Origin of the sequence: Nocardiopsis xinjiangensis YIM 90004 (genome assembly GCF_000341145.1) — a bacterium.
In the GTDB taxonomy this organism is placed as follows: Bacteria; Actinomycetota; Actinomycetes; order Streptosporangiales; family Streptosporangiaceae; genus Nocardiopsis; species Nocardiopsis xinjiangensis.
Genome location: NZ_ANBE01000007.1, coordinates 167,655 through 191,984, shown reverse-complemented (window position 1 = coordinate 191,984; position 24,330 = coordinate 167,655). Strand labels below are relative to the sequence as shown.

The 24,330-nt window shown below is 70.6% G+C and carries 26 protein-coding genes; 21 read left to right on the top strand and 5 right to left on the bottom strand.

Features of this window, described 5'->3' with window-relative positions:
* Nucleotides 1-66: 66 nt before the first annotated feature.
* A complete protein-coding gene (locus D473_RS0105150; RefSeq protein WP_017608017.1) occupies nucleotides 67-687 on the top strand; it encodes a hypothetical protein in 621 nt (206 codons plus the stop codon).
* A 15-nt stretch (nucleotides 688-702) separates the two neighbouring features.
* On the opposite strand, the gene D473_RS0105145 is transcribed toward D473_RS0105150, so the two are convergent.
* The 4 genes from D473_RS0105145 to D473_RS0105130 form a co-directional block, all read right to left on the bottom strand.
* Nucleotides 703-2,571, bottom strand: a complete 1,869-nt coding sequence (locus tag D473_RS0105145; RefSeq protein WP_017608016.1) for an AMP-dependent synthetase/ligase — start codon at nucleotides 2,569-2,571, stop codon at nucleotides 703-705.
* Nucleotides 2,572-2,700: 129 nt separating this feature from the next.
* Nucleotides 2,701-3,183, bottom strand: coding sequence for a Cys-tRNA(Pro) deacylase (ybaK, locus tag D473_RS0105140; protein ID WP_017608015.1), 483 nt, complete (start codon nucleotides 3,181-3,183; stop codon nucleotides 2,701-2,703).
* 140 nt (nucleotides 3,184-3,323) lie between these two features.
* Nucleotides 3,324-4,091, bottom strand: a complete 768-nt coding sequence (locus D473_RS0105135) for an LON peptidase substrate-binding domain-containing protein (protein WP_026126615.1) — start codon at nucleotides 4,089-4,091, stop codon at nucleotides 3,324-3,326.
* Between the two features lie 135 nt (nucleotides 4,092-4,226).
* Nucleotides 4,227-4,787 carry a ferritin gene (locus D473_RS0105130; RefSeq protein ID WP_017608013.1) on the bottom strand — a complete coding sequence of 187 codons (561 nt, stop codon included), beginning with the start codon at nucleotides 4,785-4,787 and terminating at the stop codon, nucleotides 4,227-4,229.
* 249 nt (nucleotides 4,788-5,036) lie between these two features.
* Here D473_RS0105130 and hisD point away from each other — a divergent pair, with 249 nt between their 5' ends.
* From hisD to D473_RS0105075, 11 genes are all read left to right on the top strand, one after another.
* On the top strand, nucleotides 5,037-6,347 hold the full coding sequence (gene hisD / locus D473_RS0105125) for a histidinol dehydrogenase (RefSeq protein WP_083917917.1): 1,311 nt from the start codon (nucleotides 5,037-5,039) through the stop codon (nucleotides 6,345-6,347).
* A gap of 88 nt (nucleotides 6,348-6,435) precedes the next feature.
* Entirely contained in the window at nucleotides 6,436-7,521 is a 1,086-nt protein-coding gene (locus tag D473_RS0105120) for a histidinol-phosphate transaminase (protein ID WP_017608011.1), read from the top strand.
* Nucleotides 7,522-7,561: 40 nt separating this feature from the next.
* Nucleotides 7,562-8,155 (top strand): imidazoleglycerol-phosphate dehydratase HisB, encoded by a 594-nt coding sequence (hisB, locus tag D473_RS0105115; RefSeq protein ID WP_017608010.1) that lies wholly within the window; start codon nucleotides 7,562-7,564, stop codon nucleotides 8,153-8,155.
* Nucleotides 8,155-8,316, top strand: a complete 162-nt coding sequence (locus D473_RS27595) for a hypothetical protein (protein WP_017608009.1) — start codon at nucleotides 8,155-8,157, stop codon at nucleotides 8,314-8,316. Before hisB ends, D473_RS27595 begins: the two co-directional genes overlap by 1 nt.
* 61 nt (nucleotides 8,317-8,377) lie before the next feature.
* On the top strand, nucleotides 8,378-9,034 hold the full coding sequence (gene hisH / locus D473_RS0105105; protein ID WP_193373250.1) for an imidazole glycerol phosphate synthase subunit HisH: 657 nt from the start codon (nucleotides 8,378-8,380) through the stop codon (nucleotides 9,032-9,034).
* 55 nt (nucleotides 9,035-9,089) lie between these two features.
* A complete protein-coding gene (gene priA / locus D473_RS0105100) occupies nucleotides 9,090-9,845 on the top strand; it encodes a bifunctional 1-(5-phosphoribosyl)-5-((5-phosphoribosylamino)methylideneamino)imidazole-4-carboxamide isomerase/phosphoribosylanthranilate isomerase PriA (RefSeq protein ID WP_017608007.1) in 756 nt (251 codons plus the stop codon).
* On the top strand, nucleotides 9,842-10,615 hold the full coding sequence (gene hisF / locus D473_RS0105095) for an imidazole glycerol phosphate synthase subunit HisF (protein WP_017608006.1): 774 nt from the start codon (nucleotides 9,842-9,844) through the stop codon (nucleotides 10,613-10,615). The genes priA and hisF overlap by 4 nt, the downstream gene beginning before the upstream one ends.
* A gap of 149 nt (nucleotides 10,616-10,764) precedes the next feature.
* A complete protein-coding gene (locus D473_RS0105090; protein WP_017608005.1) occupies nucleotides 10,765-11,490 on the top strand; it encodes a peptidoglycan-binding domain-containing protein in 726 nt (241 codons plus the stop codon).
* A 272-nt stretch (nucleotides 11,491-11,762) separates the two neighbouring features.
* On the top strand, nucleotides 11,763-12,212 hold the full coding sequence (locus D473_RS24220; RefSeq protein WP_017608004.1) for a peptidoglycan-binding domain-containing protein: 450 nt from the start codon (nucleotides 11,763-11,765) through the stop codon (nucleotides 12,210-12,212).
* Nucleotides 12,213-12,382: 170 nt separating this feature from the next.
* Nucleotides 12,383-14,398: an ABC transporter ATP-binding protein gene (locus tag D473_RS0105080; protein WP_017608003.1), complete on the top strand. Its 2,016-nt coding sequence runs from the start codon at nucleotides 12,383-12,385 to the stop codon at nucleotides 14,396-14,398.
* A complete protein-coding gene (locus D473_RS0105075) occupies nucleotides 14,395-16,248 on the top strand; it encodes an ABC transporter ATP-binding protein (RefSeq protein ID WP_017608002.1) in 1,854 nt (617 codons plus the stop codon). The genes D473_RS0105080 and D473_RS0105075 overlap by 4 nt, the downstream gene beginning before the upstream one ends.
* A gap of 130 nt (nucleotides 16,249-16,378) precedes the next feature.
* On the opposite strand, the gene D473_RS0105070 is transcribed toward D473_RS0105075, so the two are convergent.
* Nucleotides 16,379-17,374 carry an SIS domain-containing protein gene (locus D473_RS0105070; protein WP_017608001.1) on the bottom strand — a complete coding sequence of 332 codons (996 nt, stop codon included), beginning with the start codon at nucleotides 17,372-17,374 and terminating at the stop codon, nucleotides 16,379-16,381.
* A gap of 190 nt (nucleotides 17,375-17,564) precedes the next feature.
* Between D473_RS0105070 and hisI the strand changes: the two genes are divergently transcribed.
* The 9 genes from hisI (at nucleotide 17,565) to D473_RS0105025 (ending at nucleotide 24,284) form a co-directional block, all read left to right on the top strand.
* Nucleotides 17,565-17,909 (top strand): phosphoribosyl-AMP cyclohydrolase, encoded by a 345-nt coding sequence (gene hisI, locus D473_RS0105065; protein WP_017608000.1) that lies wholly within the window; start codon nucleotides 17,565-17,567, stop codon nucleotides 17,907-17,909.
* Nucleotides 17,906-18,631: a Trp biosynthesis-associated membrane protein gene (locus D473_RS0105060; RefSeq protein ID WP_017607999.1), complete on the top strand. Its 726-nt coding sequence runs from the start codon at nucleotides 17,906-17,908 to the stop codon at nucleotides 18,629-18,631. The genes hisI and D473_RS0105060 overlap by 4 nt, the downstream gene beginning before the upstream one ends.
* On the top strand, nucleotides 18,621-18,896 hold the full coding sequence (locus D473_RS0105055) for an HGxxPAAW family protein (protein ID WP_017607998.1): 276 nt from the start codon (nucleotides 18,621-18,623) through the stop codon (nucleotides 18,894-18,896). The genes D473_RS0105060 and D473_RS0105055 overlap by 11 nt, the downstream gene beginning before the upstream one ends.
* 165 nt (nucleotides 18,897-19,061) lie before the next feature.
* On the top strand, nucleotides 19,062-19,574 hold the full coding sequence (locus tag D473_RS0105050; RefSeq protein WP_017607997.1) for a DUF2752 domain-containing protein: 513 nt from the start codon (nucleotides 19,062-19,064) through the stop codon (nucleotides 19,572-19,574).
* 90 nt (nucleotides 19,575-19,664) lie between these two features.
* Complete coding sequence (locus D473_RS0105045; protein WP_017607996.1) at nucleotides 19,665-20,075, top strand: CD225/dispanin family protein; 411 nt, start codon at nucleotides 19,665-19,667, stop codon at nucleotides 20,073-20,075.
* A 182-nt stretch (nucleotides 20,076-20,257) separates the two neighbouring features.
* Nucleotides 20,258-21,064: an indole-3-glycerol phosphate synthase TrpC gene (trpC, locus tag D473_RS0105040; RefSeq protein WP_017607995.1), complete on the top strand. Its 807-nt coding sequence runs from the start codon at nucleotides 20,258-20,260 to the stop codon at nucleotides 21,062-21,064.
* 303 nt (nucleotides 21,065-21,367) lie between these two features.
* Entirely contained in the window at nucleotides 21,368-22,585 is a 1,218-nt protein-coding gene (gene trpB / locus D473_RS0105035; protein ID WP_017607994.1) for a tryptophan synthase subunit beta, read from the top strand.
* Nucleotides 22,585-23,397 carry a tryptophan synthase subunit alpha gene (trpA, locus tag D473_RS0105030; protein ID WP_017607993.1) on the top strand — a complete coding sequence of 271 codons (813 nt, stop codon included), beginning with the start codon at nucleotides 22,585-22,587 and terminating at the stop codon, nucleotides 23,395-23,397. Before trpB ends, trpA begins: the two co-directional genes overlap by 1 nt.
* A gap of 371 nt (nucleotides 23,398-23,768) precedes the next feature.
* Complete coding sequence (locus D473_RS0105025; protein ID WP_017607992.1) at nucleotides 23,769-24,284, top strand: MauE/DoxX family redox-associated membrane protein; 516 nt, start codon at nucleotides 23,769-23,771, stop codon at nucleotides 24,282-24,284.
* The last annotated feature ends 46 nt before the right edge of the window (nucleotides 24,285-24,330 follow it).

Here is a 24,330-nt window from a genome sequence, read left to right as displayed (position 1 = left end):
TCCTTCCGGCCGTGCCTGGTATCCACCGGTTTTCAGGGCGATGACGGGATGAGGAGACCTGGGGAGATGACGGACCAGAGCCAGGACGGCAGAGCACCGGTGCGGCGCATCCTGGCGATCGCGCTCGTGATCTTCGCCGCGATCGCCGTCGCGGGGGCCCTGCTCGGGCTGTTGTGGTGGGTCCTGGCGCCCCGGCCCGAGGGCACCTCTCTCGGTGGCGGGGAGGTCTTCACCGGCGCCACCGAGGACGTCTTCGCCGGTGAGGGCTATTTCGTGATCATGACCGCGATCGCCGGCCTGGTCACCGGCTACGCGGCCTACATGGTCCAGTTCCCGCTCGCCCGCCGCCGGTCACAGGATCTGCGCCTGGCCGGTCTGCTGAGCGGTGTGCTCGGTGCGGTCGCCGGGACACTGTTGACCTTGGGAGTGGGCACGGGCCTCGACTCCTCCCTGCACCGGGCGGTGGCCGAGGCCTCGCCGGGGGAGGCCGTGACGGTGGGGTTGCAGTTGGACGCGACCGCGTTCCTGGTGGCCTGGCCCTTCGTCTTCGTCCTGCAGTACGGGCTGTTGGACGCGATCAGCATGGTGCGCCGTGACTTGCCCGGCCGTCCGGAGGCCCCGCCCATGGAGGGGGGCGCGCCGCTCCCGGACGGAGAGACCCCGTCCTCGGACGGGAACACCCGCTGAACCGGATGCCCGCGCTCAGATCCGGTGGGCGCCGTCGCCGTACATGCCGTCCAACCTCTGCTGGTACTTGGACTCGATCGCCCGCCGCCGCATCTTCAGGCTCGGGGTGATCTCACCCTCTTCCACCGAGAGCTCGTTCGGCAGGATCTCGAACTTCTTGATCGTCTCGTGCCGCGGCAGGTCCCGGTTGAGCACGTCGACGGCCTCCTGCACCAGGGCGCGCACCCGCGGGTCCTCGGTCAGATCCGGATAGTCCAGGTCCCCGAGCCCCTCCTCCGCGGCCCAGGAGGTGATCGCCTCCCGGTCCAGGGCCATCAGCGCCACACAGTAGGGACGGCCGTCCCCGTGCACGATCATGTTGGCGACGTAGGGGCACAGGACCTTGAACCGGCTCTCCAGTGCCTGAGGTGCCACGTACTTGCCGCCGGAGGTCTTGATGAGCTCCTTCTTGCGGTCGGTGATGCGCAGGCGCCCGTTCTCCAGCACGCCGATGTCACCGGTGGCGAACCAGCCCTCCTCGGTCAGGACCGCCTCGGTCGCCCCGGAGAGGTTGTGGTAGCCGCGCATGACGCCGGCCCCGCGCAACAGGACCTCGCCGTCCTCGGCGATGCGCACCTCGGTGCCGGGCAGGGGCAGGCCCACGTAGCCGAACCGTACGTCGCCCGGGCGGTTCAGGAACGCCCCGGCGCTGGTCTCGGTCAGCCCGTAGCCCTCCAGGATCGTGATGCCGGCGCCGTAGAAGAACCGGCCGATGTCGGGCGCCAGAGGAGCGCTGCCGGAGACGAAGAAACGCAGTTGCTCGCCGAAGCGGTCGTGGAGCCCGGCGAAGACCAGCTTGTGGGCGAGCCGCTGCTGCGCGGCGAGCATCCCGGCGGGCTCGCGCCCCTCCTCCTTGACCCGGGCGACCTTGTCGGCGACCCCGGCGGCCCAGCGGAAGACCCGGTACTTGGCGGGGCCGCCCTCCTTGGCCTGCATCACGACACGGTTGTAGACCTTCTCGAAGATGCGTGGGGCCGCGGCCATGAACGTGGGCCGAACCACGGCCATGTTGTCCACGATCCGGTCGACTCGGCCGTCCACGGCGGTGGTGAAGCCGATGTGGAGCTGGGAGACCTCCATGACCTTGCCGAAGGCGTGCGCCAGCGGCAGCCACAGGTACTGCAGGTCGTTCTCGCCGATGAGGTCCCAGCCCTGCCCGCGCAGCTCCGTGTTGAGGTTTTCGAGGGCGTGAGCCTCGTAGAGCCAGTTGGAGTGGTCCAGGCGCACCCCCTTGGGCCGACCGGTGGTCCCGGAGGTGTAGATGAGGGTGGCCAGGTGATCGGGCCGCACCGAGGAGACCAGGGCGTCGAACAGGTCGGGTTCCTCCCGGGCGAGCAGGGCACCGGCCTCCTCCAGCTCGGCCAGGCTCATCACCCACTCGTCGTCCCCGCCGGCCGCGCCCTCGAAAGCCACGACCTTGGAGAGCCCGGGCATCTGGGAACGTTGCTCACGCAACTTGGCGACCTGCTCGTCGTCCTCGGCGAAGGCGACCATGCTCCCGGAGTCGGAGACGATGTAGGCGCAGTCGGGCGCGGGGGAGGTCGGGTAGACGGTCGTGGAGGCACCCCCGGCGCACAGAACGGCCAGGTCGGCCAGGATCCACTCCATCCGGGTACCGGAGAGGATCGCGCACCGCGCTTGCGAGGTCAGGCCCAGGGAGTGCAGGCCCAGGGCGATGTCGCGAACCCTGTCCCGGGTCTGTGACCAGGTCAGGCTCTTCCAGGTCTCAGGGCCGCCGGAGGGGTCGGGTACGGGGAAACGGTAAGCCTCCCGTCCTCCGGATTCGGACACGCGGGAGATGAACATGTCGGGCAAGGAGGAATAGGGGGATGAGCTGTTACCCATGTCACGAAACTACCCTCAAGTAAGTGGTCGGGCAACAGAGAGTACACGCCGCGCCAAGAGGCGCCTCGGTGTTCTGACGTGCGCAGAACCGGACCTTTTCCCTGGGCTCCGGGAGAGCGGAGCCTCCGGTCACGGCCCGGCGATGGGCGCGGTCATGGCCTCGGTCAACCGGACGAGGTCGCGCGGCCTCAGTTCCATCTGCAGCCCCCGCCTGCCCGCGGAGACGTAGACCGCTGCCAGCGCGGTCACCGAGACGTCGATCACCGTGCGCAACCGTTTGCGCTGCCCCAGCGGGCTGATGCCGCCCCGCACGTAGCCGGTGATCTTCTCGGCCCGGACCGGATCGGTCATCGTCGCCCGTTTGCCGTCCACCGCCGCGGCCAGGGCCTTCAGGTCCAGCGATGCACTGACCGGCACCACACCGACGGTGTAGACGCCGTCGACCTCGGCGATCAGTGTCTTGAACACGTGCGCCCGCGGCACGCCGATCGCGTCCGCCGCGTCTGTGCCGTAGGAACCACTCTCGACCGGGCCTGGTTCGTAGGGGTGCAGGGTGAAGGTGGTCTTCGTCCGCCCGGCCGCCACGGTGGCGGGCGTGGCTTGAGCACTCATGGCAAGTCCTGGTTCTGGTCTGGACCTTCGGGGACGGGCCCGCACCCCTCGCCGGGACCGGTGGCCGGACCCTGGTTCCACGAGGCGGACCCGGGAGCAGGGTAGAGCATGTGCGCGCGGCAGCACGCACTCCTGCCTGCTCAGTTGTAGGAGACCCCGTGATTGAGGAAGGGGCCCGAAGGAAGGTTGTGCAACGTCGGGGCCGCCACGATCCGGTTCTCCCGGCGCAGGAACCTGGCCAGTACCGCCAACCGGGTCGCCGCGTCCTCTGCCTCCAGCATCCGCTGTTTCTCCGGTTGGTCCAACACCACCGTCGCCGCCACCGTGTACGACAGGGCGATCGGATCCTTGGGCAGTTCACGCATGTGGTCGGGGGTCATCCCGATCTCTGCCAACCGCCGGCAGTAGGTGTCGAAGAGCTCACGTACCCGCTCGGCGTGCTCCTCGGCGTCCGGGCCCAGCGGCTCGGGCAGGAGCGAGACCGAAGCGCTCGGATGCCCCTGTCGGGAGGACGTGTCCACCTGCGAGACGTCGTCGATCCTGAACCGGGTGCCGCCCTCGACGACCAGGTCGTACCGGCCGTCCTCGTAGGTGCGCAGGTCCCGCACCAGGGCCGTGCACCCCGTCGCGCTGATCCGGGGCAGCGCCGTCGCGGTCTCCTCGCGCGGGTCCCCGGGGTCGGCGCCGCCCGCCCCCTGGCCGGACTCGCCGGCGGCCTCCTGCCCCAGCTCGATCCACACCACCCCGAAACGGCGCGGGTTGCGTTCGGGATCGTCGGCGCTCTCGCCGGACTGGTCGACCACCTCGGTGATCAACCGCCGGTACCGGGGCTCGAAGACGTGCAGGGGCAAGGACATACCGGGGAACAGCACGGTGTTCAACGGAAAGAGCGGAAGCGCCACTGGCATATCTCCAGTATGACGCCGCCGGACCCCCCGTGCCCGACACACCGTGGGTGTTTTCCTACGTACCCGCGCGAAGACGCCCCGCGCGGACACTGCGCGGGGCGTCTCTTCCCGGGGCCCGGGTGCGCCGAGGCGGGATCAGGAGGTCGCGGGGCCGGCCGTGTCCGGTGCGGACCGGCTGCCGTTGTCCTCGTAGGTCAGGTCGCGGGCCACGAAGGTCTCCACGTCGAAGAGGTTGCCGCCGGCCCGGTCGAACACGTTGAGGAGGGTCGACATGGTCGCGACCTCCTCGACCTGCTCCTGGATGAACCACTGCAGGAACTGCTCGCCGGTGTAGTTCTCCTCGTCCCGGGCGACCTTGGCCAGGTGCTGGAACTGGTCGCTGACCTCGCGCTCGTTGCGCAGGGCCAGGGCGGCCAGATCACGCGGGGCGGAGAAATCGGTCTCGATCTCGTCGAGTCCCGGAAGAGCGAAGTCGATCTCCTTGTCGAGGAGGAAACGCACGATCATCATGGCGTGGTCGCGCTCCTCCAGCGACTGGCGGTAGAAGAACTTCGCCAGCTGGGGCAGGTCCTGGTCGTCGAACCAGGTGGCGACCGCCACGTACTGGTGCGAAGCGGTGAACTCGTGCCGAACCTGGTCGACCAGGAGCCGGTAGAACTTGGAGAGGCCGCTATCGCCGCGCTTGTTCGAAGTCATGCCTTGACCATAACGCATTCTCACCATTTTGGAAAACATAAAAACGCCGCGCAGAATTTGTTAGGCAAGCCTTTCACAAACTTATTTAGGTTAGGTGATCCAAACTTAGGCGGCGCTTATTCGGGCATGCTTTCCCGTGTGCGGGCGGCCGGGACGGCCCGGCGGGTCCGTGCCGGTCGCGGCGTGTGCGGTGTCCAACATCCGGACACCCGGGCCCCCGGAATGGGATATGGCTACTAGACTGTGGCCGTGATCAGTCGAATCGACCTCCGAGGTACCCAGGGCGACCCCCGTCGGGCGCTCCCACGCGCCGAAATCAACGTGGCGGCCGCAGTCGAACGCGTACGTCCCCTGTGCGAGGACGTCGAACATCGCGGGGTCGACGCACTGATCGAACTGACCGAACGTTTCGACGGCGTCCGGCTCACCGGCATCCGCGTCCCGAAGGACGCCCTCGACAAGGCCCTCGCCGGCCTCGACCCGGCCGTGCGCGCCGCCCTCGAGGAGTCCATCGACCGCGCCCGCAAGGTCCACCGCGACCAGCGCCGCACCGACCACACCACCCGCGTGGCGCCCGGCGGTACCGTCACCGAGAAGTGGATCCCCGTCGACCGGGTCGGCCTCTACGTCCCCGGCGGCCGTGCCGTCTACCCCTCCAGCGTCGTCATGAACGTGGTGCCCGCCCAGGAAGCCGGCGTGCGCTCCCTGGCCGTGGCCTCCCCGCCGCAGAAGGAGTTCGGCGGCTTGCCGCACCCGACCGTCCTCGCCGCCTGTGCCCTGCTCGGCGTCGACGAGGTCTACTCCGTCGGCGGCGCCCAGGCCGTGGCCATGTTCGCCCACGGCGCCGGCGAGTGCACCCGTGCCGACATGGTCACCGGTCCCGGAAACCTCTGGGTCGCCGCCGCGAAACGCCACCTCAAGGGCGTCATCGGCATCGACGCCGAGGCCGGACCCACCGAGATCGCGATCCTGGCCGACTCCACCGCCGACGCCGACTACGTCGCAGCCGACCTCATCAGCCAGGCCGAGCACGACGTCGTCGCCGCCTCCGTCCTGGTCACCGACGACGTCTCCCTCGCCGACCGCGTCGAGGAGCGCCTGGCCGAGCGTGTGCCCGCCACCCGCCACAGCGACCGCGTCCGTGAGGCCCTGGGCGGGTCCCAGTCCGGCATCGTCCTCGTCGACGACCTCGAACAGGGCCTGGCCGTGGTCGACGCCTACGCCGCCGAACACCTGGAGATCATGACCGCCGATGCCGCCGCCACTGCCGCGCGCGTGCGCAACGCCGGTGCGATCTTCGTCGGCGACTTCTCCCCGGTCTCCCTCGGTGACTACGCCGCCGGGTCCAACCACGTACTGCCCACCGGCGGCTGCGCGTGCCACAGCGGGGGCCTGAGCGTGCAGACCTTCCTGCGCGGGGTGCACATCGTCGACTACGGCCGCGACGCACTGGCCGATGTCGCCCATCACGTCGTCGCGCTCGCCGAGGCAGAGGACCTGCCCGCACACGGTGAGGCCGTCACCGCACGCACCGGCGGCCATCGCCCGGACGCCGGATAGCCCGGCAGCCACGCCCCAGGACACGCCGGACACCGCGGGAAGCGGCACCGCCGGCCCCGCCGTCCACGAGACCCATGAGTGTGAACCCGTGAGCTTCACCCTGAACGACCTGCCGCTCCGCGACGACCTGCGCGCGAGCTCCCCCTACGGAGCACCGCAGCTCGACGTGCCCGTGGTCCTCAACACCAACGAGAACCCGCACGCACCCTCGCCGGAGCTGGCCAAGGCACTGGCCGACGCGGTCTCCGAGGCCGCTCTGACCCTGAACCGCTACCCCGACCGCGACGCCCTCGCCCTGCGCGGCGCCCTCGCCGACTACCTCGGCCACGGCGTCACCACCGACCGGGTGTGGGCCGCCAACGGCTCCAACGAGATCCTGCAACAGATCCTGCAGGCCTTCGGCGGGCCGGGCCGCGTCGCCCTCGGTTTCGAGCCCTCCTACTCGATGCACCCGATCATCACCCGCGGCACCAACACCGAATGGGTCTCGGTACCGCGCGGCGGCGACTTCGCCATCGACGCCGACACCGCGCTGGAGGCGATCGCCGAGCACCGCCCCAGTGTCGTCTTCCTCACCTCGCCCAACAACCCCACCGGCACCGCCCTGGACCTGGACGACGTGCGCCGCATCGCCGAGGCGGCTCCCGGCGTCGTGGTCGTCGACGAGGCCTACGCCGAGTTCCGGCGCGAGGGGACACCCAGCGCACTGACGCTGCTGGAAGAGCACCCGCGCGTCATCGTCTCGCGCACCATGTCCAAGGCCTTCGCGCTCGCCGGGGCCCGTGTCGGCTACCTGGCCGCCCACCCCGCAGTGGTGGAGGCCCTTCAGCTGGTCCGCCTGCCCTACCACCTGTCGGCCGTCACCCAGGCCGTCGCCGTCACCGCGCTCGGCCACGCCGACGAGCTCCTCTCCACCGTGGCCGACCTGCGCGCCGAACGCGACGCACTGGTCGACTGGCTGCGCGGGGAGGGCTTCAGCGTGGCCGACTCCGACGCCAACTTCGTCATGTTCGGCCTCTTCGAGGACCGTCACCAGGTCTGGCAGGCCCTGCTCGAACAGCAGGTCCTCATCCGGGAGACCGGGCCGGACGGATGGCTGCGCGTCACCGTCGGCACCGCCCAGGAGACCGCAGCCTTCCGCGCCGCCCTGCTGCGCGCCACCGGCCGTCGCTGAAAACCGCACGGCCCACACCACACCACCGAGGGAAAGCACCATGAGCCGTACCGGACGCGTGGAACGCACCACGAAGGAAACGAAGGTCCTGGTCGAGATCGACCTCGACGGGACCGGGGTCTCCGACGTCTCCACCGGCGTCGGTTTCTACGATCACATGCTCGACCAGATCGCCAAGCACGGCCTCTTCGACCTCACCGTGCGTACCGAGGGCGACCTGCACATCGACTCCCACCACACCATCGAGGACACCTCCCTGGCGCTGGGCGCGGCCTTCCGCGAGGCCCTCGGCGACAAGCGCGGGATCCGCCGCTTCGCCGACGCCAAGGTGCCCCTCGACGAGGCCCTGGCCGAGGTCACCGTCGACGTCTCCGGCCGCCCCTACCTGGTGCACAGCGAGCCCGAGGGCATGGCTCCCGTCATCGGCCGTGACTACGACACGACCATGACCCGCCACATCTTCGAGTCCTTCGTGGCCCAGGCCCGGGTGGCGCTGCACATCCGAGTGCCCTACGGCCGCAACGCCCACCACATCGTCGAGTGCCAGTTCAAGGCCTTGGCACGTGCTCTGCGCGTGGCCACCGAGGACGACCCGCGCGTCACCGGAATCCCCTCGACCAAGGGCGCGCTGTAGTGGACGCCGACCTGTGGGGCCTCGCCCTGATCCTGCTCGCCGGCTTCCTCGCCGGCGGCACCTACGCCCTGTGGAAGATCCACCGGGGCATGGCGGCGTTTCTCGGCGTGTGTGCGGTCATGGCCGTCCTCGCCGGTACCGCCCGCCTCGGCTACTTCTAGGACCGCAGCACGGGGGAGCGCCGGTCGCCTCTCGCCCCGCCTCTCGCACGAAAGGAACCCGATGACCTCTCGAGTGGTCGTGTTCGACTACGGCTCCGGGAATCTGCGCTCGGCCCAACGGGCCATGGAACGCACCGGGGCCGAGGTCACCGTCACCTCCGACCCCCGCCGGGCCCTGGAGGCCGACGGGCTGGTGGTGCCCGGTGTGGGTTCCTTCAGTGCCTGCATGGCCAGCCTCCGCGAGGCCGGTGGTGAGCGCATCATCGGCCGCCGTCTGGCCGGAGCACGCCCCGTGCTCGGTATCTGCGTGGGGCTGCAGGTCCTCTTCGACCGGGGCGTGGAACAGGCGGACCCGCTGGAGGAGGACCAGGCCACCGAGGGCTGCGGCGAGTGGCCGGGTACGGTCGAACGCCTGCGCGCGCCGATCCTTCCGCACATGGGCTGGAACACGGTGAAGGCACCGTCGGGCAGTGTGCTCTTCGACGGCCTGGCCGACGACGAGCGCTTCTACTTCGTGCACTCCTACGCGGTGCGCACCTGGGACATGGTGCCGCTCGACCCCCGCAGGCCCGTACCGGGGGTGACCTGGGCAGAACACGGCGAGCCCTTCGTGGCCGCCGTCGAGAACGGCCCGCTCAGCGCCACGCAGTTCCACCCCGAGAAGTCCGGAGACGCGGGCGCCCGACTGCTCTCCAACTGGGTGGCGTCCCTGCCCTGAGCCGGGCGCGCCCACGAACCGAACCCATCCGCGAACCGAGCCACGAGAAGGTCCCATGCCCGGCCAGAGCACCACACCCCCCGCACTCGAACTCCTGCCCGCAGTGGATGTCGCCGACGGCCAGGCCGTCCAACTCGTCCAGGGCGCAGCAGGCACCGGCGGACGATACGGCGACCCCTATGCGGCCGCCACCGCTTGGCAGGACGCCGGCGCCGAGTGGATCCACCTGGTGGACCTGGACGCTGCATTCGGCCGCGGCCACAACCGCGAACTGCTCCGCGACATCGTGGGCCGCCTCGACGTGAAGGTGGAGATGTCCGGCGGGATCCGCGACGACGAGTCCCTGGACGCGGCCCTGGCCGCCGGCTGCGAGCGCGTCAACATCGGCACCGCCGCCCTGGAGAACCCCGAGTGGTGCGCGAAGATCATCGCCGAGCACGGGGACCGGATCGCCATCGGCCTCGACGTGCGCGGAACCACTTTGGCGGCCCGCGGCTGGACCCGCGAGGGCGGCGGCCTCTTCGAGACCCTGGCGCGTCTGGAGGAGCAGGGCTGCCGGCGTTACGTGGTCACCGACGTCAACAAGGACGGCATGCTCAAGGGTCCCAACCTGGAGCTGCTGCGCACGGTCTGCGAGAACACCGACAAGCCCGTCGTGGCCAGCGGTGGGGTCTCCAGCCTGGAGGACCTGCGGGCCATCGCCGGCCTGGTGCCCGAGGGCGTGGAGGGCGCCATCATGGGCACCGCCCTGTACGAGGGCGCCTTCACCCTGCAGGACGCACTGGCCCTGGTCGAGGAGACGAAACGATGAGCCTGGCGATCCGTGTCATTCCCTGCCTGGACGTGGACGCCGGGCGTGTGGTCAAGGGTGTCAACTTCGAGAACCTGCGCGACGCCGGGGATCCGGTCGAGCTGGCCGGTATCTACGACAGCGGTGGCGCCGACGAACTGACCTTCCTGGACGTGACCGCTTCCAGCGGCGACCGGGAGACCACCTACGACGTGGTGCGCCGCACCGCCGACCAGGTGTTCATCCCGCTGACCGTGGGCGGGGGCGTGCGTACCCCCGAGGACGTCGACCGGCTGCTGCGGGCCGGGGCCGACAAGGTGGGCGTCAACACCGCTGCCATCGCCCGTCCCGCCCTCATCGAGGAGATCGCCGAACGGTTCGGCCGCCAGGTACTGGTGCTCTCGGCCGACGTGCGCCGGGTGCGCGAGGACGGTGAGCCCACACCGAGCGGGTTCGAGGTCACCACACACGGCGGACGCAGGGGCACCGGCATCGACGCCTTGCAGTGGTGCTCCGAGGCCGCGCGCCTGGGTGCGGGGGAGATCCTGCTCAACTCCATGGACGCCGACGGCACCAAGGCCGGGTTCGACCTGGAGCTGATCCGGGCGGTGCGCGCCGAGGTCGATGTGCCCCTCATCGCTTCGGGCGGGGCCGGCGCGGTCGAGCATTTCGAGCCCGCTGTGGAGGCGGGGGCCGACGCGCTGCTGGCGGCCACGGTCTTCCACTTCGGCGAGTTCACCGTCGGTGAGGTCAAGGACAGCCTGCGCGCGGCCGGACACCCTGTGCGCTGAGGTGCCCGGTTCGGTGGGGTTCGTGGTTCCCGGGGTGATAGCTGCGCATGACTTTGTGCAGCGACTCCGTGGCGTTGGGTTGGCAGAGTTGTGTTCCGTGTGAATATGACCACTGTCTTGCTCACCAAATGACCGGGAGATCTCCCATAATGTCCGCACGTACCCACACGGGGCTCCTCGGCCGGGTGCTGGCCGTGGCCGGTGCCGGTGCCATGATGTTCGCCGCGTCCGTGGCCACGGCCCCGACCGCGAGCGCCGACGACATGGATCGCGCCTCCGCCCAAACCATCGCCATGGTCGAGGCCAAGCCCTGGCCTTTCTACGAACACGGTCAGGTCGACATCGATATCAGGGCCGCTTACCGGACCCTCGGACAGCAGGGTTTCGACAGCGGGGTCGAGACCTCCGAGTTCACCGATGAACTCCGCGACAAGGTTCTCGAGTACCAGGCGGCGAACGAGCAGTACTTGCCGGTCACGGGGGACCTGGACGAGGAGACCTGGCTGCTCCTGCGCGAGCAGACCTACGCCGACGAGTACGTGCCCGGCGACGGATCGGGCAACAACCGCGTGGACGGGGTCCTGAGTATCCAGGAACTCCTCATGTGGAAACACGACGCCGACATCGCAAATGATGGCGAGTACGGCCCGGAGACCTTCCAGGCGGTCTGCGACGCCCAGGAGGCCTACGGCCTGGACGTCGACGGTTTCGTCGGCCGCCTCACCTGGCGTTCGCTCATCACCGACCAGGACTGGGACCAGGGCGCCGCCCGCACACTGCCGCAGGCGCAGGTCTCGGAGCAGGAACCCGGGGGTTTCGTGGCCGGGGCCGAGGAGGCCGCGGCCCAGTACAGCTGCGACGACCGTTCCGCCTAGAGCCTTCGATCCGCTCCGCGGTACGCGGCGCCCGGCCCCCGTGGTCCGGGCGCCGCTTCCTGTGGTGCGCAGGAACCGGCCTCGGCCGTGAGGATCGCCGGAAAGTGCCACGGGCGAGGCGACCTGACGGATTCACGTGCCGGTGCGGGAAGATTTCCCAACCTGGCAAATCGTGTCCTTCGAGCGGCGTTGCGCGCGGTTCTGTCAACGGGTGGAGCCACCCCCGCATCCTCCATGTACGAGAAGGAGAACGAGGGGAAGGAGCAGCCTCCGTGCGCGGGAAGGGCCATACCGCGACCAGGCGTCTGGCGGCGCTCCTGACCATGGGTGCGCTGGTGCTCATGGGAACCCTCACCCTGGGCTCCAGCGCATCGGCCGGGGACCTCGAAGCCACATCGGAGGACGCCATCGAGACGATCGGGGCCCGACCGTGGCCCGCATACGGTCTCGGCGACCAGCATCCCGACATCGCCGCCGCCCGAGACCTCCTGGCCCACCTGGGCCACGCCCCGCCTCCGGGCGAGGACGCACAGAGCGAGTTCGACGACCGGAAGCAGACCTCGGTCCGAGCCTTGCAGGCCGCGCACGGCCTGCACGAGCACGGCCGGCTCGACGCAGAGACCTGGGAGATGCTGCGCGGGCAGACCTTCGGCGGTCCGGGACCTGCCGCGCGCGCCTCCCCGTCCGACTCCCCGCCTGCACCGTCCGCACATACGGAATAGGCCCGTCGTGCCCGGTGCTGAAACAATCCGGTGGAACCTTGTCGGCGCCGACAGACATACTCGGCACGGCAGAACGCCCACTCCGTGTCCTCCCGTACCCGGCGAGGGCGCGGAGTGCGGCTGTCGGGGCCCGAACGGGCCATCTCGCAGCGCGCAGGAACGGGGGGCGCATGGCCCAGGGCACGACCAGGACCCGCACCGCACCGGAGGAGGGCACCGCACCACCGAGGAAGGACGGTATGCCCACCGCCGACCGCGCCCGGAAGGGCGAGGGCACCCACAGGGGCGTGTTCGCCAGGGGCATGCGCGTCATGGGGCACTCCATCCGCACCGAACCCTGGGTCTTCGGCCTCGCCGTCTTCGGCGCCATGCTGCACTCGGGTGTCAACGTCGGCTCGGCCTCCGTGCTCGGCCACATCACCGACCACACCATCCTGCCCGCCTTCGCCGAAGGCTCTACCACCGGCGCCGCCCTCCTGGCCGCCGCGGCCCTGCTCCTGGCCGTGGGTATCGGCAAGGCCCTCGGACTCGCCCTGCGCCGCCTGCTCGCCGGCCTCATGCAGTTCCGCATGCAGGCCCGCTACCGGCGTTCGGTCGCCCGCAAGTACCTCGAACTCCCGCTCTCCTGGCACCATCGCCACCCCACCGGGCAGTTGCTCTCCAACGCCAACGCCGACGTCGAAGCCACCTGGCAGCCCCTGGCGCCCCTGCCCATGACCGTGGGCAGTGTCTTCATGCTGATCATCTCCGCAGCCGTGATGTTCGTCACCGACCCCGTCCTCGCCCTGGTCGCGGTCGTCGTCTTCTCCGTCCTGGCCGCCGCCAACGTTGCCTTCCAACGCCACGTCTCACCCCTGGCCTCCCGCGCCCAGGCCCTGCGCGCCGAGGTCAGCGGCGTCGCGCACGAATCCTTCGACGGTGCCCTCGTCGTCAAGACCCTCGGCCGCGAGGACACCGAGACCGAACGCTTCACCGACGCCACCCACCGCCTGCGCGACGCCCTCATCCGGGTCGGACGCCTGCGCTCGATGTTCGACCCCTTCATGGAGGCGCTGCCCAACCTCGGCGTGCTCGCCGTCCTGCTCCTGGGCATGTGGCGCCTGAGCACCGGCGCCATCGAACCCGGCGACCTCGTCCAGGTCGCGTTCCTGTTCACCCTCCTGACACAGCCCATCCGCTCCTTCGGCTGGCTCCTGGGCGACCTGCCCCGCAGCGTCGTCGGTTGGGACCGTGTGCAGTCCGTGCTGCGCTCCGAGGGCACCATGGCCTACGGCGACCGCACCCTCGACGAGGGATCCGCCGGCCTCGCCGTGAGCGTGCGCGACCTCACCTTCACCTACGCCGACTCCTACGCCTCCGACCACCGCGACCTCATGGACGAGGGAGCCTCCGACCCCCGCACCACCGTCCTCGACGGCCTCGACCTCGACATCACCCCCGGCCGCACCATCGCCGTCGTCGGCCCCACCGGCTCGGGCAAGTCCACCCTCACCACCCTGCTCATGCGCTTGGTCGACCCCGACCACGGCACCGTCAGCTACGACGGGGTGGACGTAGGCGACCTGGCCCGCGGCCAGATCCCCGCCCACGCCGCCCTCGTGCCCCAAGGCACCTTCGTCTTCGAGGACACCGTCCGCGACAACATCACCCTCGAGGCAGCCGGTATCGACGACGCCCAGGTGTGGGCCGCCCTGCGCCTGGCCCGCGCCGACGGGTTCATCGCCGAACTCGACGGGGGCCTGGACGCCCGCCTCGGGGAGAAGGGCACCACGCTCTCCGGCGGGCAGCGCCAACGCCTCGCCTTGGCCCGCGCCGTCGTACGCCGCCCGCGCCTGCTCATCATGGACGACGCCACCTCGGCCGTGGACCCGCAGGTCGAGGCGCAGATCCTGGCCGGGCTGCGCGAACGCGACGGAGCAGCCACCGTCGTCGTGGTCGCCTACCGCCGCGCCACCATCGAACTCGCCGACGAGGTCGTCTACATGGAGGGCGGCCGCGTACAGGCCCGCGGTAGCCACAGCCGACTGCTCCGCACCTCACCCGGCTACGCCCGACTGGTCACCGCCTACGAGCGCGCCGCAGCCGACGGAGAACCGGACCCCGCCCCCGAGGAACCGGGGCCGGCCGAGCCCACACCGAACACCGCCCCGCGCGGCGGCCGAGCCCGCGAGGAGGACGACCGATGAGCGCACCCACCCGGCCCCGGGAGGACGCCCGTACCGAATCTGCCGACCCGCAGGAACCGAGCGCGAACACCGGCGGCCCCGTCGGCCTCGCCCGCAGCCGCGACGGTGCCCTCGGCACCCTCGAGCGCGGCATCAAGCTCTCCCCGGAATTCACCAAGGGTCTGTGGCTCACCCTGGTCTTCGCCTCGGTCGCCACCGTGGGCAAGGTCGTCGTGCCCATCGCCGTGCAGCAGATCATCGACAACGGGATCTCCGGACCCGGCGGCCCCGACCTGGGTTTCGTCGCCCGCATGGTGGCCGTGAGCGCCGTCCTGCTCGTGGTCACGATGATCTGCTCGTACCTGATGAACCTGCGGCTGTACCGGGCCACCGAGTCCGGGCTGGCCACCCTGCGCCGCAAGGCCTTCCGGCACGTGCACGACCTGTCGGTGCTCACCCAGAACAGCGAACGCAAGGGCTCGCTGGTCTCCCGCGTCACCGCCGACGTCGACCAGATCTCCATGTTCATGCAGTGGGGCGGCCTGCTCCTCATCGTCAGCGGCGGGCAGCTGGCCATCGCCACCGTTCTCATGGCCGTCTACTCCTGGAAGCTGACCATCGTCGTGTGGCTCTGCTTCCTGCCGCTGCTGTTCGGAGTGCGCTGGCTGCAGAAGCTGCTCTCCAAGGCCTACCTGCGGGTACGCGAACGCACCGGCGACATGCTCGGCGCCGTCGGAGAAGCCGTCATGGGGGCCTCCGTCATCCGCGCGCACGGCACCGAGCGCCGTACCGCACAGCGCATCGACGACAGCGTCCTGGCCACCCGCAGCGCCCAGGTGAGGGCGCAGCGGTTGTCGATGGCCGTCTCACCCTTCGCCGAGATGGTCGCCGCCCTGGGCAACACCGCCGTGGTCCTGGTCGGGGTCTGGCTCGGCATCGACGGCGGACTGACCGCCGGCCAGCTCATCGCGTTCCTGTTCCTCATGACGCTGTTCGTGCAACCCATGATGATGGCCACCGAGATCTTCAACGAGGCCCAGAACGCCATCGCCGGTTGGCGCCGGGTGCTGGGCGTGCTCGACACCGCACCCGACATCGCCGACCCGGGCGAGGCGGGCAAGGAGCTGCCACGCGGCGCCGTACGCGTCGACTTCGACGGGGTGACCTACTCCTACCCCGACGGGCCGGTCGTGCTCGAGGACATCGACGTGGAGCTGCTCCCCGGCACCCGGATCGCGGTCGTCGGCGAGACCGGCTCGGGCAAGACCACCTTCGTCAAGCTCCTGGCCCGCCTCATGGACCCCGACGAGGGCGCCGTCCGCCTGGACGGCGTCGACCTGAAGGAGGTGGCGTTCTCCTCGCTGCGGCGCCGCGTCGTCATGGTCCCCCAGGAAGGTTTCCTGTTCGACAGCTCCCTCGGCGACAACATCCGCTTCGCACGCCCCGAGAGCACCGATGCCGAGCTCGGGGCCGCCGTCACCGAACTCGGGCTGAGCGAATGGCTCGACAGCCTCGCCCACGGCCTCGACACGCCGGTCGGCCAACGCGGTGAGTCCCTGTCGGCCGGAGAACGGCAACTCGTGGCGCTCGTGCGTGCCTACATCGCCGACCCCGACCTGCTCGTCCTCGACGAAGCGACCTCCGCCGTGGATCCGCACACCGAGATGCGTATCCAGCGGGCCCTGGACCACCTCACCCACGGGCGTACGTCGGTGGCGATCGCGCACCGGCTCTCCACGGCGGAGGCCGCCGACCGGGTGCTGGTGTTCGACGCCGGGGAGATCGTGCAGAGCGGTTCGCACGAGGAGCTCGTGGCCGAACCCGGTGTCTACGCCGACCTGCACGCTTCCTGGGTGCGCTCTTCGGCCTGACCCGGAGAACCCACGGAGCCCTCCTCCGCCCCGACGGCGGGGGAGGGGCGTGCCTGCGCACGCGAGACGCGTGTGTACGGGTGGGAGTGCGTCCTCGCACGCGGAGCGCTGTACGCGGTGTGCGCACAGGTCAGGAGCGCTGGTGCCACCAGTGGGCCGCCAACAGCTCCGCCACCAACGGTTCGGTGAGCAGGCTCACATCCGGGTCGGTATCACCCGGATACCGCACGTTCAACGCCGCCCCGGGCAAACGCTCGCGCTCCGGTGTGGGCCCCACCGCCACGAAGGCCCCCCGCAGCTGCAACAGGTGTTCGGCGAAACGCTCGTCGTAGGTGGAACCGGCGAACAACAACGCCCGATAGTCCGTGACCGCGGCCAGATGACGGTCGCTGTGGGACCACTCGCCGGTCTCGGCCCCGTAGGCCCGCCGCACCGGCCCCTGGCGCAACACCCGGATCCCCTGCCCCGCAGAAGCAGTGCGCTCGGCGGGCGCAACCAGGTGGAGGCCGTCGGGGGAGTCCAGGACCTGGGCCGCCTCGGGCAGCCACTCGGCGGCACCGCTCAGCAACGAATCCGTGGCATTGGCCACACGACGCAGGAGGCCGGGGAAGTTCCCGCTGCTTCCGGTCGGCGCACCCAACCGGTGCCCCAACAGCAACAGCAGTGCCAGCGCGTGCTGATAGGCACTGCACCCCAGCCCCGACGTCTCGGTCTCCGCACGCAGCGGGACGAGCAGGTCCGCATAACGCGCGATCGGTGCCTCCGTGCTGGGGGCCAGGACGATCACGGGCGAGCGCGCCACGTACCGGTCCAGCACCGTGGCCAACTCCCGCCGGCCCCCGCCCAGGCTCACCCCCACCACCAGCGTCTCCTCACCGGCCGGAGGCTGCTCGTCCGAGGACGAGAAGTCCGCGTGCGCACCGATCCCCGCACGCCGCAGACGTGCCGCGGCAGCCTCGCACGCGTTCCGGGCCGCGCCCAACCCCACCAGACGGACCTGTGCCGGTTCGTCCTCCAACAGGGCAGGCAACGCCGCGTACGGGTCCCATCGGGGGAACTTCTCGGCGAGGCGGGTCAGAGCGGCGGGTTTGCCCGCCAGATCCGCGGACAGTGACTCTGCGGACACGGCACTCCCAGGTCGCAGCACGGGCGGTCGGACCGCGTGGCCACCGGCCCCCGGGAGGAGGAAGGTCGCGCCTGCCCTTCCGAGGGCGGCGCAGCTCACGCGGACAGCTTCACGGTAGCGGGTCCCCGTGCCGTGCCGAGATCGCCGACCCGGTGACAGGCCGCGCGAGAACGCACCTAACCTGGGAAACATGAGCGTCACCAGCCTCTCCCCGGACATCGCCGCGCGGCTCCGACGCAACGCGGACGGCCTCCTTCCCGCGATCGTGCAACAACACGACACCGGGGAAGTGCTCATGCTCGCCTGGATGGACGACGAAGCCCTCCACCGCACCCTCACCACCGGCGCCGCCACCTACTGGTCCCGCAGCCGCCGCGAGTACTGGGTGAAAGGCGCCACGTCCGGGAACAGCCAGCGCGTGGTCTCGGTTGCATTGGATTGTGACGGAGACGCGCTCCTGGTCCGGGTCGACCAGACCGGTGCGGCCTGCCACACCGGTGACCACACGTGCTTCGACGCCGGGCGGCTGATGTGACCTCTTCCTCGACCGGACGCGCGCGCCGTGAGTTCGGCCTGACGGCCCTCGCCATCGCCGCCGCGGCCGGGATGATGCTGGCCTCCGGCGGGCAGGTCTGGGCCCAGGCCCTGCTCGAGGCCCCGGGCCCCGTCCCGTCGGTGCCCGTGGAAGCCACCGGGGCCGACCTGACCGGGGTACCCAGCGGCATCGGCTGGGCGGGCCTCGCCGGGATCGCGGGCCTGTACGCCGCACGCGGCCGGGCCCGCAGGATCATCGGCGCCGCAGTGGCCGCGGGCGGTCTCTTCGTCCTCGTGGCGGTATGGACCAGTACCCGCACCGAGGCCCTCACCGACGCGGTCGCCACCCGCGCCACCGATGTGGCCGGGACCGCGCAGCTCGTCGGTGAACCCGAAACGCAGACGATCGGTCCGCTGGTGGCCGTCGCCGGAGCCGCGCTCCTGGTCCTGGCCGGGGTCGTCGCGACGGTGCGTGCCCCTGCGTGGCCCGGTATGAGCAACCGGTACGATCGGGTCGCCGTGCCGCGTCCGAGCCAGGCGGTCACCCAGTCGGACCTGTGGAAATCTCTGGACGCCGGAGACGATCCCACCCTTGGCGCCCCCGATGGCGACGGTGTGCCCGCGGAGGACGCCGGCAGCGCCGCCGACACCGGGAGCGACACAGCATCCGTACAACCGGCCACCGGGCCGGAACGAACGAAGGAGGGGCCCGATGGCCGCTGAAGAACACCACGACGACCACGGGAACACCGTCTCGGCCTGGTTCCTCACCGTCACCTGGATCGTTGCCTGGACCGTGGCCGCCGTGGCCATCATCTTCGGTGGCAGCCTGATCACGTGGGCCGGGATCGCCCTGGGCGCCAGTGTCCTCTTCTCCATCATCGCCGGCGTGATGAAGAAGGCCGGCCTCGGCCGCAAGGAGGCCCGCCCGGTGCCGCCCACACGTGAGGAGTGGGAGGCCGCGCGCGAGCTCGCCGCCTCCAAGTAGGGCCGCTTCCGGCCACCGGCGGCCAGCGCTTCCGGGCTCCGCACCCCTGTCTTCCGGGGGCGGGGCCCGTTCGTGTGCGCGGCCCCTCACACACATGCCCCCGGCACCTCCGCGGACTTGCCTTCCGGCGTGCGAGGACCGCCCCGCAACTCCTACTCTGGACCCGTGGACCCTCGAGACGAACCGACCGCCGCGGAGCCGGAGCAGGCCTCCGCACGCACGCCCGGGCGCCTGGACCGGCTCCTCTCCCGCCTGCCCCCGTGGATCTGGCCGGTCGGTTTCGGTGTGTTCGGCCTGGCCGGGGCTCTGATCCTGCACCTGTTCGACCCCTCCCAGGACGGGAACCCCTACCCGACCTGCCCGTTCCTGTTCCTCACCGGGCTCCAGTGCCCCGGCTGCGGTACCACCCGCGCCCTGGCCCTGCTCACCCACGGTGACCTGCTCGGTGCGGTCGGCATGAACCCCCTCACGGTGCTCCTGCTGCCTTTCCTGCTCCTGGTCTACGTGCGCTGGATCGTCGGTACGCTTCGTCCGAGCCGTGTCCCCCTGCGGCCCGAACCGGACGTGCCCACCTGGGCGATGATCACGGTCCTGCTCGGCATCATCGCCTTCTGGGTCCTGCGCAACCTGCCGTGGTTCTCGTTCCTGGCGGCCGGGACCCCGCTGCTGCCTGCGTGAACCACATGTCGTGGAGAACGGGGCGAACTGTGCAGCTGCCCCGTACGTCCCACCAAGCACAACTCACACAAAACGACCCGAGGGGAACTCGTGTACCAGCCGCCCGAACACCCGCAGCACAACCCCAACGCAGGACACGGGCACCCGCCGCCCCCGCCCCAGGTCGGCGGCTACGGCCCCCAGCAGCAATGGCCCCCGCACCAGCAGCCCTACGGCCCGACCGGGGCCCAGCCACCGGCCTACCTCGCCTACAACATCATCGGCATCTTCGGGTGCATGTCCATCCTCGGCATCATCGGCCTGATCTTCTCCCTCCAGGTCAACTCCCGGTGGTCCTACGGTGACCTCGCCGGCGCCGAACAAGCCTCCCGGACCGCCCGCATCCTCGGCATCATCAGCCTGATCGGGACCATCCTCATGGGCCTGTTCGTGCTCCTGTACATCATCGCGATCGTGATCGCCATCGCCACCGCCGGTACCACCGGACCCAGCGGCATCTGACTCTTCCCACCGAGGCCGCCCCGTCCCGGCGGGGGCGCGGACACCTCGGTCCGGCAAGGTCGATACGATGGCCAGCAACACCGTGCGACACGGTGTACCGGTCCACATCACGCGGAGAAACCGTGCCCGAACGGGCACCGCCATGCATGGCCGGATCCAACCACGAGAGAACGGGGTAATTGGTGAGCGTGCTCGACGAGATCCTCGATGGGGTACGCGCCGACCTGGCGGAACGACAGGTGGCCCTGCCCCTGGACGTTCTCAAGGCCCGAGCGGAGACGAGCCCCGCCCCGGCGGACGTCGAGGCCGCCCTGCGCCGCCCCGGCGTCCACGTCATCGCCGAGGTCAAACGCGCCAGCCCCTCCAAAGGGCCCCTCGCCGAGATCACCGACCCCGCCGAGCTCGCCCGCGACTACGAGGCCGGGGGCGCCAGCCTCATCAGCGTCCTCACCGAACAGCGCCGTTTCCACGGCAGTATCGAGGACCTGGCCACCGTACGCAGATCCGTGGACACCCCGCTGCTGCGCAAGGACTTCGTCGTCAGCTCCTACCAGCTCTGGGAAGCCCGCGTCTTCGGCGCCTCCGCGGTCCTGCTGATCGTGGCCGCCCTGCCCCAGGAGGCCCTGGTCTCGCTGATCGAACGCGCCCGCTCCCTCGACCTCATGCCGCTGGTGGAGGTCCACGACGAGGAAGAGGTCTCCCGCGCCCTCGACGCCGGAGCCACCGTCGTCGGCGTCAACGCGCGCAACCTCAAGACCCTCGACGTCGACCGCGACACCTTCTCGCGCCTGGCCCCGCTCGTCCCCGGCGAGGTCGTCAAGATCGCCGAGTCCGGGATCCGCGGCCCCCACGACCTGCTCGCCTACGCCGGATCCGGGGCCGGAGCCGTGCTCGTGGGTGAGAGCCTGGTACGCGGGCGCAACCCCAGAGAAGCCGTCGCCGACCTGGTCACCGCCGGGGCCCACCCGGCCCTGCGCGACCGGAACTGAATCGCGTGGCACCCACACGAGCGCCCCGCAGCGGCCACCCGGGCCAACGATGGCCCGGGGGCGTGTTCCGCGCACACACCCACGCGTGAGACGGGCGGCGAAGACCCCGCCGACCCACCACGGGACACGCCCCGCACCTGCCCCACGGGGGAACCGGCCCCGGGCCCCGGGCCCACGCCGTTCCTCCGCACATCCACGCGCCGCCCAGCTCAGGCGGTGCCCAGCACGGCCGGTACGCGCGGGACCACGGCACGGCACAGGGAGGCCGCCGCCACCGGCCACATCCTCAGGAGAAACCAGCTCATGAGCCACGACGGACCCGGGCCCGACGGACTCGGGCACTACGGCCGCTTCGGAGGGCGCTTCGCCCCCGAATCCCTCGTCGCCGCCCTCGACGAGGTCGACACCGAGTGGGACGAGGCCCGCCAGGATCCGCAGTTCAAGGCCGAGCTCGACGAACTGCTGCGCGACTACACCGGTCGGCCCAGCCCGCTCAGCGAGGCCCGCAACTTCTCCGAGCACGCCGGCGGAGCACGCATCCTGCTCAAGCGTGAGGACCTCAACCACACCGGTTCGCACAAGATCAACAACGTGCTCGGCCAGGCCCTGCTCGCCAAACGCATGGGCAAACCCCGCATCATCGCCGAGACCGGCGCCGGACAGCACGGCGTGGCCACCGCCACCGCCTGCGCCCTCCTCGGCCTGGACTGCGTCATCTACATGGGTGAACAGGACACCGAACGCCAAGCCCTCAACGTCGCCCGCATGCGCATGCTCGGTGCCGAGGTCGTCCCGGTCACCATCGGGAGCCGTACCCTCAAGGACGCCATCAACGAGGCCTTCCGCGACTGGGTCACCAACGTCGACCACACGCACTACCTCTTCGGGACCGTCGCAGGGCCCCACCCCTTCCCCAAGCTCGTGCGCGACCTGCACTACGTCGTCGGCGCCGAAGCCCGCGAGCAGGTCCAGGAACGGGTGGGCCGCCTCCCCGACGCCGTCGCCGCGTGTGTGGGCGGCGGATCCAACGCCATGGCGGTCTTCGCCGCCTTCATCCCCGACGAGGACGTGGCCCTGTACGGGTTCGAGGCCGGGGGAGAGGGCGCCGGGACCGAGCGCACCGCCGCCTCCATCACCGCAGGCAGCCCCGGAGTCTTCCACGGCGCCCGCACCTTCGTGCTGCAGGACGAGTACGGCCAGACCCGGGAGAGCCACTCCATCTCCGCCGGTCTGGACTATCCGGCCGTGGGGCCCGAGCACGCCCACCTCGCCCAGACCGGCCGGGCCGTCTACGAGCCCGTCACCGACGCAGAGGCCATGGAGGCCTTCCGCCTGCTCTGCCGCACCGAGGGCATCATCCCCGCCATCGAGACCGCACACGCCCTCGCCGGCGCCCGCAGGATCGGCGAGCGCCTCGGCCCCGACGGCGTCGTCGTGGTGAACCTGTCCGGACGCGGCGACAAGGACGTCGACACCGCCGCCACCTACTTCGGCCTCGTCGACTCGGAGGAGCACACCTGATGGGCGCCACCACACTGCAGAACACACTGGCCCGTGCCCGCGAGGAGGACCGGGCCGCACTCATCGGCTACATGCCCGCCGGGTTCCCCGACCAGGACTCCTCCGTGGAGGTGGTCGAGGCCATGGTCCGGGGCGGCTGCGACGTCATCGAGGTCGGTCTGCCCTACTCCGACCCGATGATGGACGGTCCCACCATCCAGCGCGCCGCCGACCAGGCGCTGAAGGCCGGCACCAACACAGACGACGTCCTCCGTGTCGTCGAGGCCACCGCCGCCACCGGTGCCGCCGCCCTGGTCATGTCCTACTGGAACCCCATCGAGCGCTACGGGGTGGAACGCTTCGCCGCCGAGCTCGCCGAGGCCGGGGGAACCGGGGTGATCACCCCCGACCTCCTCCCGGAGGAATCGGCCGAGTGGCGCGCCGCCTCCGAGGCCACCGGCCTGGACCGCATCCACCTCGTGGCGCCCTCTTCCTCCGACCGCCGGCTGGCCCTGACCACCGAGGCCTGCAGCGGCTTCGTCTACGCCGCCTCCCTCATGGGGGTCACCGGCACCCGCGCCCAGGTCTCCGGGACCGCCGAGGAGCTGGTCCGCCGCACCCGCGCCGTCACGCGGGACTCGGGCCTGCCGATCTGCGTGGGACTGGGCATCTCCACCTCCGCCCAGGCCGCCGAGGTGGCCGCCTACGCCGACGGGGTCATCGTCGGCGCCGGATTCTGCCAGCGCATCCTGGACGCCCCGGATCTGGAGACCGGCCTTCTGGCGGTGGAATCCTTCGCCGAGGAGCTCGCCGCGGGCGTGCGCTCCCGGTAGAGGCGCCAGGGGGACCCGTCCCCCTCCCGGAGGTCTCCGCGGTGCGCCGCGAAGACCTCCGGAACCGGCCGGTGGGCCGCCCCACAGCAGGGTGCCCACCGCCTCTCCGCCTCCACCGGGGCCCGGCCAACAGCGTGAGAATCCGGTGAGATCTGCGCTCCGCAGCCCCGGAAGGCCTGCCTCCGGTGCCCTCGGGATGGTGTGATGGGGTGAGGACGGTGACGGCACGACCCGCCCGTGCGCGGCTGATCTCGTGGATGTGCGGCAACAGCAGTAGATCGCACACAGTAAGCTCGAGGGTGCTCACCCTGCGTACTCGACGGGTGCACACCGGTGCACGACGGACCACCCCCTGATCTCTGAGGGCCCACATGACGGACACAGCAGAGGAATCCCCCGCCGACCCCGGTACCGGGCGGTCGCGGTGGGAGACCGTGCAACCCTGGCTCACCCTGGCCTGCAGGGTCGGCCTCGCCGCGATCATGATCACCGCCGCGGTCACCAAGTACCCGCCGGCGCTCGGTGTGGAAGCGGTCGAGGCCTACGAGCTCTTCCCGTCCGAGGTCGCCGAACTCATCGGTTACACTCTTCCGCTGTTCGAACTCGCCCTCGCCCTCCTGCTCCTGATGGGTCTGGCCACCCGCTACACCGGACTGGTCAGTGCCCTGCTCATGGTCGTCTTCATCGCCGGGATCCTCTCCGCGATGGCACGAGGGCTGAGCATCGACTGCGGCTGTTTCGGCGGCGGCGGACAGGTCGACCCGGAAGAGACCAGCTACGGCCTCTCCATCGCACGCGACCTCGGTTTCATGGCCCTGGGCGCGTTCATCGCGATCTGGCCCCGCTCGCCGTTCGCCCTCGACCGCGCCCTCGGGCTCTTCCGATGACCCGCGCGGCACACAGAGTCCAGTAGAAGAATCAGGGGAAGAACAG

Bases quoted from the DNA above. Each gene is read 5' to 3' on its own strand.
- D473_RS0105150 (WP_017608017.1), top strand. From the start codon at position 67: ATGACGGACCAGAGCCAGGACGGCAGAGCACCGGTGCGGCGCATCCTG.
- D473_RS0105145 (WP_017608016.1), bottom strand. From the start codon at position 2,571: ATGGGTAACAGCTCATCCCCCTATTCCTCCTTGCCCGACATGTTCATC.
- ybaK (WP_017608015.1), bottom strand. From the start codon at position 3,183: ATGAGTGCTCAAGCCACGCCCGCCACCGTGGCGGCCGGGCGGACGAAG.
- D473_RS0105135 (WP_026126615.1), bottom strand. From the start codon at position 4,091: ATGCCAGTGGCGCTTCCGCTCTTTCCGTTGAACACCGTGCTGTTCCCC.
- D473_RS0105130 (WP_017608013.1), bottom strand. From the start codon at position 4,787: ATGACTTCGAACAAGCGCGGCGATAGCGGCCTCTCCAAGTTCTACCGG.
- hisB (WP_017608010.1), top strand. From the start codon at position 7,562: ATGAGCCGTACCGGACGCGTGGAACGCACCACGAAGGAAACGAAGGTC.
- hisH (WP_193373250.1), top strand. From the start codon at position 8,378: ATGACCTCTCGAGTGGTCGTGTTCGACTACGGCTCCGGGAATCTGCGC.
- priA (WP_017608007.1), top strand. From the start codon at position 9,090: ATGCCCGGCCAGAGCACCACACCCCCCGCACTCGAACTCCTGCCCGCA.
- hisF (WP_017608006.1), top strand. From the start codon at position 9,842: ATGAGCCTGGCGATCCGTGTCATTCCCTGCCTGGACGTGGACGCCGGG.
- D473_RS0105090 (WP_017608005.1), top strand. From the start codon at position 10,765: ATGTCCGCACGTACCCACACGGGGCTCCTCGGCCGGGTGCTGGCCGTG.
- D473_RS0105080 (WP_017608003.1), top strand. From the start codon at position 12,383: ATGGCCCAGGGCACGACCAGGACCCGCACCGCACCGGAGGAGGGCACC.
- D473_RS0105075 (WP_017608002.1), top strand. From the start codon at position 14,395: ATGAGCGCACCCACCCGGCCCCGGGAGGACGCCCGTACCGAATCTGCC.
- hisI (WP_017608000.1), top strand. From the start codon at position 17,565: ATGAGCGTCACCAGCCTCTCCCCGGACATCGCCGCGCGGCTCCGACGC.
- D473_RS0105055 (WP_017607998.1), top strand. From the start codon at position 18,621: ATGGCCGCTGAAGAACACCACGACGACCACGGGAACACCGTCTCGGCC.
- trpB (WP_017607994.1), top strand. From the start codon at position 21,368: ATGAGCCACGACGGACCCGGGCCCGACGGACTCGGGCACTACGGCCGC.
- trpA (WP_017607993.1), top strand. From the start codon at position 22,585: ATGGGCGCCACCACACTGCAGAACACACTGGCCCGTGCCCGCGAGGAG.
- D473_RS0105025 (WP_017607992.1), top strand. From the start codon at position 23,769: ATGACGGACACAGCAGAGGAATCCCCCGCCGACCCCGGTACCGGGCGG.